Annotated in this window: 11 protein-coding genes and 1 pseudogene; all 12 read left to right on the top strand. The window is 41.5% G+C overall.

The window, feature by feature from the left end; all coding sequences use genetic code 11:
- Window positions 1-23: 23 nt before the first annotated feature.
- Window positions 24-1541 (top strand): hypothetical protein, encoded by a 1518-nt coding sequence (locus OKC42_RS14260; RefSeq protein WP_270820112.1) that lies wholly within the window; start codon window positions 24-26, stop codon window positions 1539-1541.
- A gap of 2 nt (window positions 1542-1543) precedes the next feature.
- Window positions 1544-2557, top strand: a complete 1014-nt coding sequence (locus tag OKC42_RS14255) for a glycosyltransferase family 2 protein (RefSeq protein WP_270820111.1) — start codon at window positions 1544-1546, stop codon at window positions 2555-2557.
- 27 nt (window positions 2558-2584) lie between these two features.
- On the top strand, window positions 2585-3943 hold the full coding sequence (locus tag OKC42_RS14250; protein WP_270820110.1) for a Coenzyme F420 hydrogenase/dehydrogenase, beta subunit C-terminal domain: 1359 nt from the start codon (window positions 2585-2587) through the stop codon (window positions 3941-3943).
- A gap of 60 nt (window positions 3944-4003) precedes the next feature.
- Window positions 4004-5164 (top strand): polysaccharide pyruvyl transferase family protein, encoded by a 1161-nt coding sequence (locus tag OKC42_RS14245; protein WP_270820109.1) that lies wholly within the window; start codon window positions 4004-4006, stop codon window positions 5162-5164.
- A gap of 101 nt (window positions 5165-5265) precedes the next feature.
- Window positions 5266-6126 (top strand): glycosyltransferase, encoded by an 861-nt coding sequence (locus tag OKC42_RS14240; RefSeq protein ID WP_257686691.1) that lies wholly within the window; start codon window positions 5266-5268, stop codon window positions 6124-6126.
- Between the two features lie 80 nt (window positions 6127-6206).
- Window positions 6207-7124, top strand: a complete 918-nt coding sequence (locus tag OKC42_RS14235; protein ID WP_257686690.1) for a glycosyltransferase family 2 protein — start codon at window positions 6207-6209, stop codon at window positions 7122-7124.
- A gap of 299 nt (window positions 7125-7423) precedes the next feature.
- Window positions 7424-7576, top strand: a complete 153-nt coding sequence (locus OKC42_RS14230; protein WP_257686689.1) for a hypothetical protein — start codon at window positions 7424-7426, stop codon at window positions 7574-7576.
- 643 nt (window positions 7577-8219) lie between these two features.
- Window positions 8220-8426: an integrase core domain-containing protein gene (locus OKC42_RS14225; protein WP_443111668.1), complete on the top strand. Its 207-nt coding sequence runs from the start codon at window positions 8220-8222 to the stop codon at window positions 8424-8426.
- Window positions 8427-8673: 247 nt separating this feature from the next.
- Window positions 8674-9687: an EpsG family protein gene (locus OKC42_RS14220; RefSeq protein WP_257686687.1), complete on the top strand. Its 1014-nt coding sequence runs from the start codon at window positions 8674-8676 to the stop codon at window positions 9685-9687.
- A 30-nt stretch (window positions 9688-9717) separates the two neighbouring features.
- Complete coding sequence (locus tag OKC42_RS14215) at window positions 9718-10617, top strand: glycosyltransferase (RefSeq protein WP_270820107.1); 900 nt, start codon at window positions 9718-9720, stop codon at window positions 10615-10617.
- 358 nt (window positions 10618-10975) lie between these two features.
- A pseudogene (locus OKC42_RS14210) lies at window positions 10976-12011 on the top strand (IS630 family transposase).
- Between the two features lie 197 nt (window positions 12012-12208).
- A complete protein-coding gene (locus OKC42_RS14205; protein ID WP_270820106.1) occupies window positions 12209-14782 on the top strand; it encodes an SLBB domain-containing protein in 2574 nt (857 codons plus the stop codon).
- Window positions 14783-14829: the final 47 nt, after the last annotated feature.

The following is a 14829-nucleotide window of genomic DNA, read 5'->3' as shown; positions in this document are numbered from 1 at the left end:
CACCAATAAATAAAGGTTGACCATTGAGCGTAGAAAATAATAAAAAAATTCTTAGTAATACGCTTTTTATGTATTTCAGAATGTTTTTTAGTCTTTTTGTTTCTCTCTACACGTCACGCGTAGTATTGCAAGAATTGGGTGTTGAAGATTTTGGCATCTACAGCGTGGTGGGTGGAGTTGTTGCCATGTTCTCGTTCTTAAATGCATCGATGGGTACAGCTACCTCACGATTCTTTAATTTTGAGATAGGCCAGAAGGGAGATATACAGACAGTTTTCACCTCAGCTTTGATTATTCATTTATTAATTACAGTCTTAGTTTTGCTAGCCGGAGCGGGTTTAGGCTATAGCGTAGTATTTGAATACTTAAATATTGATGCCACACGGCTAGAGGCTGCGAAGTGGGTATATGGTCTTTCATTATTAACCGCATGCATGGCAGTGTTGCAAGTACCATATTCGGCAATGATTGTCTCATATGAACACTTCAAAGCTTTCGCCTATTTAGATATAGTTTCAGTTTTACTAAAACTTGGTATTGTTTATAGCTTAAGCATCCTGGGGGGAGACCGATTAATCACCTATGCAACGTTAGTCTTTGTGGCGTCATGTATTATTTTTATTGGCAATCTATGTTACGTGATGAATAAATTTGACGTAAGTCATTTTAATCCCACAGTAAATAACAACCTAGTCAAAAGAATGTTAAGTTTTTCTGGTTGGGATCTCTATGGTAACGCCAGCGTGTTAGCCCGTACGCAAGGTGTTAATATACTGCTCAATCTTTTTTTTGGCGCATTGCTTAATGCGGCCAGCGGCATTGCCATGCAGGTGCAAGGTGCTGTTATGTCATTTGCTGCTAGTGCTTTAGCTGCAGTTAGACCACAAATTGTAAAAAGCTATGCAAGTGGTGATTACTTGCGAACGTCATTTTTAGTACTAAACACAGCGAAGTTTACATTTTTCATATTATTAATGATTTCATTGCCACTAATACTGGAGATGGATTATGTTTTGTCACTGTGGTTAGGAAGTGTTCCTGATTATGCAGTATTATTTTGTCAATATACATTGATTTTTAATTTTATTGCTAATATATCATCGGTCATTGTCAGTGCAATCCATGCCACAGGGCATATCAAAAGACCTAGCTTAATTAATGGTTCACTCTACTTGCTTGTGGTACCCATCACTTACGTTGCATATTTCTACGATTACCCAGCACAAATCGCCTACCAAGTTAATATTGCAATGGTTATTATTGGCATGTTGTCTAATGCTTGGACGCTGAATTTATTGCTGCCAAACTTTTCATTTCTGAGCTTCATAAACAAAGTCATACTGCCCTGTGCTGGTTGTACACTTTTAGTTGTCGCAGTGGCTTGGCTTTGCATGCAGCAATTTGAGCCAAGTTTTTACCGATTGTGTTTGGTGTCTCTAGTATCAATTTTAACAACGATTATTGCTGTCTATTATTTTGCAATAGACAGCACACAGCGAAAAACTATCAATAATTTCATTTTAAATAAGATAAAGCGTTAGCCATGAATTTAAATAAAAAAGTCAGTGTAATTACGCCTTGCTTTAATGGCGAGCAGTTTATCCATCGGTTATTAGACTCTGTGCTGATGCAAGATTACCCATGCATTGAAATGTGTGTGATCGATGATGGCTCGACCGATGATTCAGCTGAAGTTATTAAGTCTTATATCCCACGTTTTTCAGCCAAAGGTTATCAATTAACGTATCTTTATCAAGATAATTCAGGTCAATCAGTTGCGATCAATAAAGGATTACAATGGATGACCGGTGATTATCTTGTATGGCCTGATAGTGATGATTTTTATGCTGTTGAATCAGCTATTACTCAGTTAGTGCAAGTGCTAGAGGCCAGTGATGAGAAGACCAGCATGGCTCGCTGTCACTGCAATTTATTAGATGAAGTCACATTAAAGCGAGTCGGTGAATTTACTGTTAATTCAAATAATGCTAAAAAAACAGAGCTATTTGAAGATTGTTTATTTGCTCAAAATGGATTTTGGTTTGTCCCTGGTAACTATATGGCAAAGGTTGCCCAGTTACGTGAGGTGTTACCCTCTTTAACTATTTATACCGAAAAGAATGCAGGGCAAAATTGGCAATTAATGCTGCCACTATTGTATAATCGAAAATGTATAACAATTAAGCGCAACCTGTATTCTGTTTTGGTTCGTGCCAATTCACATTCACGTGGCCAGTATTCAACTTATGAGCAAATTGTTGCAAAAAATGAAGCATATGAACGAACAATTTTGAGTACGCTAGAAGGCATGTTAATAAATAGCGATATAAAAAACAAATATAAAATAGATATACGTGAAAAATATCAGCTAATTAAACTCGGTGTGGCTGTTTCTTTTAAAAGACAAAATGATGCTTGCTATATTTACGAAAGTCTTTTAAAAAATAATTGCCATGTTCCAGTGCGGAATATCATTAAGTATCGCTTGATGAATTTTTCACTCGCCAATAAGATTTTAGAATTAATTATTATAATAAGGCGACTTCTAGTAAAATGATCAATTTTTATTTTCGGGTATTGGTAAATGAACGGTAATTTAATGATTAAAGCAGTGGTTGATAATGATATGTGCATTGGTTGTGGATTGTGCGCCGCACAATCTAGAACCGGCGCGATACAGATGAAGATGAATCAATTTGGTTTTTACACAGCTAACGTTAGTGATACATATGATTGTGATGATGATTGCATAAAGGTTTGCCCGTTTAATCCCAAGCCTGATGATAAAGTAAAGACTGAAAATGAAATTGCGGCACTATTTTTAACTCAAGCAGATAAACATCATAATAAAATTGGTCGTTATATAAATACCTATGCTGGTTACTCTGTTGAGCATCGACTAACATCATCTTCGGGTGGTATTGCCACTTATACGTTGACTGAGTTAATGCGCCGCGGTGAGATTCAGCATGTCATCTCGGTAAAAGCGGGTTCTAACTCAGAGCATTATCAATACACAGTAAGTAGTTCAATTGATGAATTAGTCAGTGCAGCCAAGACAAAGTATTACCCAGTCACGCTTGCTGATGTGCTGAAAGACATTACTAAGCTAGATGGTAAAGTTGCTATTGTTGGTGTTGCTTGCTTCATTAAAGCTATACGCCTAGCTCAAGTTTACGATCCAGTCTTTAACGATAAAATTGGATTCTTAATCGGCATTATCTGTGGTGGCGTAAAAAGTGCCTTTTTTGCGGAGTATTTGGCAAGTCGCACTGGTGTCGCTGTAAACGAATTTACTAAACCAGAATTTAGAATAAAAGATCATAATAGTACCGCTGCAGATTATGCATATGGTTGCTTAGATAAAAATAATAACCAGCAAACCATTAAAATGCGTAATGTTGGCGATATGTGGGGTACTGGTTTATTTAAAGCCAATGCGTGTGATTTTTGTGATGATGTGACAACGGAACTAGCAGACTTATCTGTTGGTGATGCTTGGTTAGAGCCATATGTTCGTGACGGTCGCGGGCATAATGTACTGGTCACTCGTTCTGCACTCGCAGATGACATTATTAAATCTGGCATGATAAATGGTGCTTTAGTTATAGAAGAATTGGCTAAAAATAGATTTTTGGCCTCACAGCAAGGTAGTTATAATCATCGACATGATGGTTTGTCCTATCGGATAAAACACAGCAGAACAGATAAAAGTGCGATTCCAATAAAAAGATTTAATACCAAATTAAGATCTCCATTATTGATGTTGATCCAATCAATGCGCATGAATTCGCGCCGTAAGAGTCTAGAAATTTGGCATTCAGAAAAGTTATCTTCAAGCTTTGATAATAAAATGAAAAAGCATTTATTTTGGCTAAAGCTTTTGACAAAGCTTAATCATTATCAACGTGCTATTTTACGGCGTATTAATAAACTCATATGAATTTAGTCATCTAAGTTTGTAGCAAAGTGGTTATTTATAATTACAAATGAGATTTAAGCTTTGAATAAAAAAATTGGATTGTTAAACTTTCACTACTCAGACCATAATTACGGAGCGGTATTACAAGCAGCGGCATTGGCCGATGTGATTACCCAGCTAGGCTATTTACCTGAACATATTGACTTTATCCCGCAAAAGATTGCACAAAAAAAGACGTTACGGCAATTATTGGTCACAGTGCTCGCGGCGTTGGGTGTTAAGTCACTGATCAAGCGCATGCTGGGTAAAAAGATGTACATTAAACCTGCCGTGCTGGGTAGTGAGGTCTTTGAGCAGTTTAGATCCACCTGGGTGGCACGTAGTGAACAAACCTACACCCATGCACAGCAGTTGAAAGCGATAGACACTACCTATAAATCAGTTGTGGTGGGTAGCGATCAGGTTTGGCGGCCAAATATGTTTGTGAATAAGCAGCAAGATATAGACGCTTATTTTCTGACCTTCTTGCCGGATTCTGTTACGCGCATTTCCTATGCGGCCAGTTTCGGGGTAGATAAGTGGGAAGAAACAGTTGACGCGGCCCTGAGTGATCGTGTTCGTGCTGCCATCGCAAAATTTAATGCCATCTCGGTACGTGAACAATCAGGTGTGACTATTTGTCGTGATACTTTTGGTGTCACAGCACAACATGTGCTCGATCCGACCTTGTTAAATGGGGTGGAGTTTTTTGAACGCGTGATAGCAAAGGCTGGTGTTAGTAAGCAAAATGAAAATGTGGTTTATTACAAACTGGATGTTGATACCACATTCATTAGCGCTATTAAACATATTGGGGATATTCTGCAAGTACCGACAGAAGATATCTACTACCAAATGAGTGAGGCTGGTTATCGTTATATCCCCGTCGCAGACTGGTTAGCCAAAATTCGTGACAGTAAGTTTGTGGTCACAGATTCGTTTCACTGTGTATGCTTGGCTATTTTATTCAATAAAGAATTCATCTGCTTTGCCAATAAAGAGCGAGGTCTCGCTCGTTTGCAAAGTCTGCTGTTAAGTTTAGGGATTGAAGGGCGTTTATGTGATGAGCAACAATCACTTTCTTCATTCTTTGCCGGGTGTCAACCCATCAATTATCACAACGTTAACACCAGACTCGCCGAACTGCGTATTGGTTCACTGGCATTTTTGAAAGATGCACTTTACTTTCACCAAGATCATTAATTTTGACATGCATAATTTTTTAAAAATTTAGCGCTTTAAACTAAAAGTAGGGTCTGTAAAAAATTATGAGTTCAGTATCTCCCACGCTACCGGTACTCGTTATGACACGTAACGATGGCCATTTCTTAAAACAATGTGTTGAGTCAATAATTAATACAGTGACCATTCCTGTTACTATCTATATCATTGACAATGACTCTGACTCACCTGGGCATCACGCTATTTTAAACGACTTGAAAGCACGCTTTAACAATATAGAATTGGTTTTAAATAAAAATAATCTTTGGGTTTTAGGTTTAAATAAGACCATTAGAAAGATTAAAAGCATACATAATAGTAAGTATTTTTTTCTTACGGATGCGGATATCAACTTTAGTGATTGCAAAGCAAGACCATGTTGGCTTTCCTATTTAATTCAACAGTTAGAAAAAAATGTCGCCATAGGAAAGTTAGGTATTTCATTGTCTTGGGATTATTTACAGGAAAATAAAGAGCTTATCTCAATATTAGAACAAGAGCAGAGCCTTTATTCAGAGAAACATAAAATAGATAACTTATATGTATCATTTGTTGATACCACCGCAACTATTTTTCGTTTTGATTGGTCTATCGAAGATTCGGGCTATTTTTATCCCGATCACATGAGGTACTTAAGGCCTGAGTTATATTCATGCCGAACACCTAAGGATATTGTAGTTGAGCATTTAGGTTGGCATCACTACAGCAGTAGTAGTCAAATTAATGTAAACAAAACACAAGTTAATAGCAAGGTGCTTTGTTTTACACTATTTGGGGGTAGTGTAAAAGAAACAATATTGGATATGGCAGATAAAAGATATTCTTTATTTTATAAACTATTTTCCAACAATATTAGACGCATATGGGTTCTTCGTAGGTTGTTTTTTCTTTTTAAATATTTTTTATTTAAGGCAAGAGTTAAACTTGATGGCCACGGATTTTAATTAATAAATACACATATGTTTTAACACTGCATTCTCATGAGAATTAATTAACTGTAAACTCTAAAAAATGAGCTATCCTAATGTATGACAAAGACGTCCTGCCGATAATTATTTTGTTCCATCCTGATGACACATTACTGTCAAGGTTGTTAGTGAGTCTACAAGGTCAATCCAAAGATATTTGCATTGTGGATAACACACCAACGACCGTTAAACATTCAGTTTTGACATTCTGTGATAAACTTTTGCTAAATCCAATATATTTTGACTTAGGTGAAAATAAAGGAATAGCCTCCGCACAAAATATAGGTATTCAATATGCGATTGACAATAAATATGAGCATGTTTTGTTATTAGATCAAGATAGTGAATTGCCAAATGGTTTCATTGAAAAACTGAAGTCCAATGAATTGAAATTAATCAATGATGGTCATAAAGTTGCTGCAGTTGGGCCTGCGTTCAAAGATGAAAAAACGGGTGAAGTTGCTGATGCCATCCAACAAAAAAGTGTTAAGGTTAATCGTATTAAAATAGATGTAAATTCAAACCAGCCTGTTCAGTGTGATTATATAATAGCATCAGGGTCATTAATCAGGACGTCCGTTTTACAAGAAGTTGGATTCATGGATGATGATTTGTTTATAGATTGGGTCGATATTGAGTGGGGTGAACGTTGTTCATATTATGGATTTAAATCATATATGGTGCCTTCTGTGGTTATGAACCATAGCATCGGTGATGAGTATGTGAGCGTATTTGGAAGGAAGATAAATTTACATTCAGATTTTAGAAACTACTTTATTGTGAGAAATGCAACTCATTTACTAAAGTCAAAAAAGATAAGGCCTGAATTAAAATTTTCCTTTTTAATTAAAATTCCGCAATATATATTTTTTTACTCTCTTTTCTCCAAGCGAAAGATTTATTCATTTGTGTTGCTCAATAGAGCAGTTTGGGATGGGCTTATTGGCAAGCTAGGAAAAGGTTTTTTTGTCTGATATTTAAATTTAATATTGACTAGGGAAGGTGCGAACCAGTTCCTGATATGATCTCATATTTGTAATCTGGAATCATTAAATAGGGCTCACTATGTGCCATCAACTCACCTTTGGTGACGCTAAATTCAGCAGTAAACGCCATCAGATCTGTAATGACCCACTGAAATCCTGCTCAGGTCATAATAAGTGGTGATCACAGACATGAGCATCATGATGGACGAAGAAATCAAATGTTGGATCACCAAACGCAAGACCGCGTTGATCATGAACATTATCCAGCGTAGGCCAGCGTATCTGAGGTGGCTCGCTCCCTCGATTTAGCCCCCTCCAAAATTAAAAAATGGGTCGATGATACCAAGCGTGGCATGGAAAACGCTTTGCGCGCCATGCCGTTGAATATCCGCGAGCAGTACGAGAAACAGCTCAAAGAGCTCCAGGAGGCCTATGGCTAAGCCATGCTGGAGCTACATGCCAGAAAAGTTGGTCTCCTTACTGGGTGAGGACGACAGATAGTCGCAGATGTTCAGCTGGGATTGTGCGCCGAGGGGATCGAGGTCTCTGTCAGTAAAATCTGTCGTTGGTTTGGCTTGCTGCGACGCATTTGGTATTACCGAAGCGTCAAAGCGACGCCCAAGGTTCAGGCACATCTGGTCACGCCTATCAAGGCCATGATCAAGGAGAACCCATCATTCGGTAATCGGACTGTGGCGGCACTGTTGGGCTTTAACAAGAACACGGTACAGCGCATATTTCGACTCAAGGGTATCAAGTCCGTAAACGTCAGGTTGGGTTTCGACCGCGGATCCATGCATTGGCGCCTAACCAGTATTGTGCGACTAAACTTATGTCGGATCTGGGCTGGGCGTGATGGCTGGTGTTTGTTGGCTGTCACAGCAGCGAGTTGCTTTGCTGGCATGTATCGCGTAGTAGTAAATCCAAGATAGCTGAGACGGCATTGGTGCAGGCGTTGAGAACCCGGTTCGAATGCTTGGTGCAGGTAACCACACAGTTCTTGTTGCGCAGCGATAATGGCTTGGTGTTTATCAGTCGCGACTACAACAGCACTGGTCAAAGCTATGGGTATAACAGGAGTTCATTACGCTATATACGCCAGAAAAAAACGGCATGATTAAGTGGGTGATCCGCACACTGAAAGAGCAATGTGCGCACCGACAGCAGTTCGAGACGTTACAGTATGCCAGCAGAGTGATTGGCGACTGGAGCCAGTTTTACAATCAGAAGCGTCCCCATCAGGCGCTGAAAATGAAAACACCGGCTCAGGCCTATGCCGAGGTCGCTTAGTTGTGCAGAAACTACTAGGTCATTACAGATCCACAAAGCAATTTTCTTCTCCAGCATGGATCAGATTCTACCATGGCTATCGAATCGCAATTACATTCTAAGTTGGAGGTTTGGCGAGAAAGGTCAAGTTAAACGCAGCAAGTCAAAGTATGACATTGACTATTTTTTTTGGGGGGGGGGGGGGGCAACATAATGACCTTTTGCATTAATATCGAGTGGATATCCAAGAAACTAAAAAGGTATTTAAGTGAAGATTAATTTAAATAAAAGTAACCAGTTTGGGTTGCTTTTTGTAGCTATTTTGCTAATTTTTCTTGCCGGCTTGCGACCTGTTGGTCTTGACCGAGACTCGATTATGTATGAAACTGAGTTGCTTACTCAGTTTCATACTATAAATTGGTTCTCCAAGGAACCAACATTCTGGCTTATTCAACAGTTGAATCTCAATTTTTTTTATGGTATGTCAACGCCATTTTTTTTTATTTATGCTATTACCGGGGTGTTTATAAAGTATCTGGTAATAAATAAAATATCTCCTTTCCCATTTTTAAGTTTTATTGTTTATATAAGTTTTTTTTATATAATTCATGAAATGACTCAAATTAGAGCGGGTGTTGCTACTGCATTTGTTTTTTGGTCCATGCATGATGTCATTAATAATAAAGTAAAGTTTTTCTTGGCTAAAATTTTCTTTGCAACAATGTTTCATGCCTCAGCAATTTTTTTTGTGTTTTTATACTTCATTAGGCCCAGTTTAAATTTTAAAGATGTGATTCTATACACATTCTTACCGATCATTGGCATCGCTGTGATGTACCTTAATATTTTGAATGAATTTTTTTTATTTTCTTCATCATATCTGCCTGGCTTTTTGAGATACAAGGTCGAATTATACTACGATTTGGCTAACGCTGGGAAAATGGAAGAAGCTAGTCCGATAAATATTGGTAATATAGTCTTTATAATACTGACTTATTTTACTTTGGTTTATCTATTTTTCCATAAAAATCAAGGTGTTTATGTTAGGCCTATAATAATTTTATCTGCTAAATGGCTTAGTGTTGGTGTCTTTATACTTTTTTCATTTTCATTTATAGAGGTGTTTGCCTACAGGATGTCGAGTTATTTACTATTTCCCTTGGTTATTATAATTCCATTCGTATTTACAAGGTTTAAACCAGCACCGATACCTTTGTTTTTTTTTGTTTTATATATGGCCTATAATATTTACAGGACAATTCAACTTCTTAGTTTTAACTAAAAACATCTATTAAGTAATAATGTGAGTTTTATGAGATCAAAAAGCTTAGTTATCTTGCTTGCGGCCTATAATGGTCAAAAATGGTTGCAAACTCAGATAGATTCCATCTTGTATACGCGATGTGAAGTTGATTTAGAGTTATCTTTAAGTGTAGATGTAAGTAATGATGCAACGTTGGAAATATGCAACCGTTATGCAACCATAGATACTAGAGTCAGTATTCTGCCCTATGGTGATCGATATGGAGGAGCAGGCAAAAATTTCTACCGACTATTGAAAGATACAGATCTAATTTGCTATGACTATATTGCTTTTTGTGACCAAGATGATATCTGGCATGAGAATAAGTTGCCCAGAGCAATTGAAAAATTGCAGCAGTATGATTGTTATTCTTCGAATGTTACCGCTTTCTGGGAAGATGGTCGTGAAGTATTGATTGATAAAGCGCAACCGCAGAGGAAATGGGATTTTTTATTTGAAGCCGCCGGCCCGGGTTGTACCTATGTATTTAAGCGTGAAGTCGCTATTGATTTTAAAGCATGGTTGCTAGAACGATATCAGCAAGTTGGTGAAGATATTGCATTACATGACTGGTTGCTTTATGCGTTCGCACGCTGTCGTGGCTACAGTTGGTACATAGACCCAGAACCCATGATGCGTTATCGTCAGCATGCTAACAATCAGGTCGGAACGAACAACAGTTTAGCTGCCGCCCAGAAGCGTTTAAAGTTAATCAAAAATAAATGGTATCGTAATCAGGTTGTAAAAATAATTGAACATTTAGGGTTACAAGAAACACCAATTTTTAAACGAGGTATCAATAATGGATACCTTGGCAATCTTTTTTTGTTGCTGAATGTCGATAAATTACGACGTAGATTAAGAGATCGAATTGCTCTTGCGTTAGTGTTGGTCTTAAATATATTTTAGTTAAATATATACGGTTCGATTTTATAAATTTGTTTTGTGAATACTTGCCAAGCAGTGACGAAACTGTTGTGTTGGGCTCGACCGATAAGGCCGGGCCCATCAACAATAACGTTGGCCCCACCTGGCGGTTGGTCGAGTGGTTGTTGCAAACCCCGGCTGCGATCCCTAGCCACTGTGGGGTTGTGTGTTGGTGTGACCAGTTAGGCACGGTCTTTCGGTTCTTCATCTCGGCATTGTTTTTCGGGATGGCTAAATAGCTGTTCCGAATAGTAGATCACTGGAGGAAGGGAACTCAGTCCAGTTTGTGCGATCTCATTAGTCGCCAAACAAAACAAGCCACACCCAAAGGACTGAGTTGATGCCTATCCTACCACCCCTGCCACGGCCACAGCGCCGCCGCATTCACAAAATCATCCATGCCACCCGTGATAAAGGGCATGCTCGTCGCTTGATGGCCATCTTGCTGTTACATGAAGGACGCACGATCACTGATGTTCATCACCTTACCGGCGCGGCTCGCTCGACCATCGGCCGTTGGCTTCGGTGGTATCGGGATGAAGGTGTGGGGGCTCTAGAAGCCTTACCGGCAGGCCGTGCCCCGGTCCTACCTGTCGCCAAGATTGTCACCTTACTGGTGCTGCTCATGCAGTTTTCTCCGCAAGATTTTGGCTATCAGCGCAGCCGCTGGTGTACCGAACTATTGGCTATCAAAATCAATCGGTTAAACAGGCCTCAACATGGCAGCCTCCACGCTCCGCCGATGGTTACCTCGTATGGGCATTGTCTGGCGCAGGCCCGTGCCAACCTTGCGGATAAAAGATCCACTAGCCTATCAGGAGAAAATGGCGGATATCGACGCGGCACTGGCCCGCTGTGATGCCGATAATCCGGTGTTTTATGAGGATGAAGTCGATATAGACCTCAATCCCAAATTAGGGGCCGACTGGATGTTCAGAGCGCAGCAAAAGCGGGTTGTCACACCGGGACAGAATGCCAAACATTACCTGGCAGGCGTTCTCCATGCAGGCAACGGAAGAGTGCTTTACGTCAGTGGGATAAAGAAAAACTCATCGCTGTTTATCGCCATGCTGGAAAAGCTGCGTCGCCACTACCGACGAGCCAAAACCATCACGCTGATCCTCGATAACTACATCATTCACGAAAGCAAACAGACCGAGTGATGGTTGAAGAAGAACCCCAAGTTCTGCTTGGTGTTCCAGCCAGTTTACAGCCCTTGGGTTAATCACATAGAACGGCTGTGGCACAAGTTACATGAAACCATCACGCGCAATCATCAATGTAGAGGAATGGCCAGCCTGCTGCCCCGAGTGAAACACTTCATGGATACCGTGTCTCCTTTCCCGGGGAATGGCTATGCCACAGCGGAGGTGTAGCACTATCGGGATCAGTTATTTAGGTAGCCATCGCAATTAGCTATGTCGCGCAGAAACTGGCAAAATAGTGAATATCTGTGCAGCCCCATTCTGTTCTGGGGCATTTTTTGGTCGATTTTTATTAATATTAGGTGGGTTTTACAAAAATGAAGCAACTAGGGTGGCTGCTATCACTGGCATTTCTGGGGTGGCCGTTGATGGCCGCACCACAAGTGACGCCAGATATGATGGCCAAATTTAAACAGCTGTCTCCTGCCCAGCAGCAGGCGTTGGCAGCACAATATGGTATTGACCCCTCTCAGTTGGGGAGCTCATCGACTAAAAGCAGTGTGACCCCAGTCAATACAGCGCCTGTTGCTGCGCCACGTGAAGTCGATTATAGCCAAGCATCCCAGCGTCCTCTCTTGGCTGGTGTCGCACAAGAGGGGGAGTTACAACCCTTTGGCTATAACGTGTTTGCCGGTGAGCCTTTAACTGATGCACCAGTTGTTGATATGCCTGTTGCTGATGACTATGTGATGGGACCGGGTGACGAGATCCGGGTTCAGCTCTATGGCAAAGAGAATGCAAATTATACGCTGGCCATTGGGCGTGAAGGTTTTATCGATTTCCCATCCCTCGGTCCCATTGCTGCAAGTGGTCAAACTTTTCAGCAACTGCGCAGTGAATTGGAAAACCGGATCAAAGAGCAAAAAATTGGTGTAGAGGCGTTTATCAGTTTTGGCGCGCTGCGTACCATGCAAGTTTTTGTAATGGGAGATGCCTATCGCCCCGGCGCCTATAACGTCAATGGTATGGCTACCGTGACCCAGGCTCTGCAGGCTGCCGGTGGTATCGATACTGTGGGGTCTCTGCGTAAAATCCAGGTCAAGCGTGCAGGGCAAAAAGTGATCGATGTTGACCTCTACAAAATGTTGGTCTGGGGCGACACCAGCCAGGATATCCGTCTGCGATCCGGTGATACGGTGTTTATCCCTGCGAAAGGGAGCGAGATCAGTATTGATGGTCTGGTAAAACGCCCAGCTATTTACGAGCTGAGTGGTCCAGCCGCTCTAGCCAATGTTCTGGGACTTGCGGGAGGGATGAAAGCCGCTGCGCTGAAAGAGGTTTCGGTGAATCGCTATGGTGAAACTGGTATGCGGGTATTTAACCTGAACTTGTCAAATCAGCATGATCGTCAGTTTGTCGTGCGTGATGGTGACAAGGTCACGGTCAAGCCGAGCAGTACCGAATATAGCCAAGCGATCGTGGTAAAAGGTGCCGTGGTTCGTGAAGGCGTCTTCAGCTTTCAGCCGGGAATGCGGATCAGTCGTGTGTTGCAAAGTGCCGACCGCGATCTGACTTCGGTCACAGACTTGAATTATGCCCTGGTTGTTCGTGAGGTCGATGCCCAACGTAATATCGAGGTGCTGCAATTCAATCTGGGCCGAGTGTTGCAAATGCCGGGTGGGGCAGATGACATTCGTTTGCAGCCGCGGGATCAGGTGCTTATTTTTAGCAATGATGCAACCGACCGGCTGAAGCAGCTGGCGAGCACTCAGAGCTCTTCGACAAGTATCGACAATCAGGCTAACCAACGTATTGATCAGCAAGCCAATGCGGTAGACGACAGTACAGGTGCCGATGTTAGTCGTGCTCAACTGGCTAAAGAAGATAAGATGACTTTGGCTAGTGTGTCTAACACGACCAAGACTGAAGCGATGGTCGGTGCCTCTCGTCAAGCGTTGCTCGCTCCGGTTATTGAGCGTTTGAAAGCACAAGCAGCACAAGGTAAACCGGTACAGATTGCTGAAGTTCGTGGTGAGGTTAAATATCCGGGGGTCTATCCCTTGACGCCTTATAGTCGTACCCATGATTTAATCATGGCTGCGGGCGGGTTTAACGAACAGGCGAATGTGATTGAGTTATCTCGCGTGAGTGAGCGTGGGAATGATATTGCAATTGAAAATCAGCGTCTGGATTTGGCAACTGCAAATCGGGTAACCGGTTCGCCGTTGGTGCAATCAAAAGACAGCTTGAACGTGTTGCCTCATCCTCAGTGGCGTGAAGAAGCTACCGTACAGGTGTTTGGTGAGGTGAGGTATCCGGGAACCTATACGGTCCGTCGTGGAGAAAGTTTGCAGGATTTGATCCAGCGTGTCGGTGGTATTACCCCCTATGCCAATCCGAATGGCGCAGTCTTTGCCCGTGAAGCGCTGCGTAAACAGGAAGCAGAACGCATCTCTTTGCTGCGTGATGAACTAAAGCAAGAGATTGCGACCATGACCCTACGTCGTCAATCCAGTATTGCAAACTATACTAGCTCACCTGCCGAAGCGATGACGGTAGTTAATCAGCTGGAAAACAGCAAGGCTGTTGGTCGTATGACTATCGATATGCCGGCGATCTTGTCTGGCGACAAGCAGGCTGATGTGATGCTGCAAGATGGCGACAAGCTTTATGTGCCCGCGTTACAAAATGTGGTCTCTATTCAGGGAATGGTGCAGTTCCCTTCCTCTCACGTTTACGATGGCAACCTGAGTGTTAGTGATTACTTGAGTCGTGCCGGGGGAACCAAGAAGCAGGCTGATACTGACCGTATCTACGTGATAAAGGCCAATGGTAGCGTGATGCTGCCAGGTGATAGCTGGTTTGGTGGTCGCAAGAGCCTGGAGCCGGGTGATACGATCGTGGTACCTGTTGATTCTGATTATCTGGATAACCTGAGCATTATGACCTCTGCAACCCAGATCCTCTATCAACTGGGTGTTGCGTGGAATGCAATCAAGTAATGGGATCGTTTATTTGATAACCCATGCAGTCAGGTGGTGAATACCAC

Source organism: Aeromonas sp. Y311-2 (assembly GCF_027706025.1).
Lineage (GTDB): Bacteria > Pseudomonadota > Gammaproteobacteria > Enterobacterales > Aeromonadaceae > Aeromonas > Aeromonas veronii.
This window is presented reverse-complemented; position numbering and strand designations above follow the sequence as displayed.

Excerpts from the sequence above, each read along its gene's own strand:
- OKC42_RS14255 (WP_270820111.1), top strand. The coding sequence starts at position 1,544 with ATGAATTTAAATAAAAAAGTCAGTGTAATTACGCCTTGCTTTAATGGC.
- OKC42_RS14250 (WP_270820110.1), top strand. The coding sequence starts at position 2,585 with ATGAACGGTAATTTAATGATTAAAGCAGTGGTTGATAATGATATGTGC.
- OKC42_RS14240 (WP_257686691.1), top strand. The coding sequence starts at position 5,266 with ATGACACGTAACGATGGCCATTTCTTAAAACAATGTGTTGAGTCAATA.
- OKC42_RS14235 (WP_257686690.1), top strand. The coding sequence starts at position 6,207 with ATGTATGACAAAGACGTCCTGCCGATAATTATTTTGTTCCATCCTGAT.
- OKC42_RS14215 (WP_270820107.1), top strand. The coding sequence starts at position 9,718 with ATGAGATCAAAAAGCTTAGTTATCTTGCTTGCGGCCTATAATGGTCAA.
- OKC42_RS14205 (WP_270820106.1), top strand. The coding sequence starts at position 12,209 with ATGGCCGCACCACAAGTGACGCCAGATATGATGGCCAAATTTAAACAG.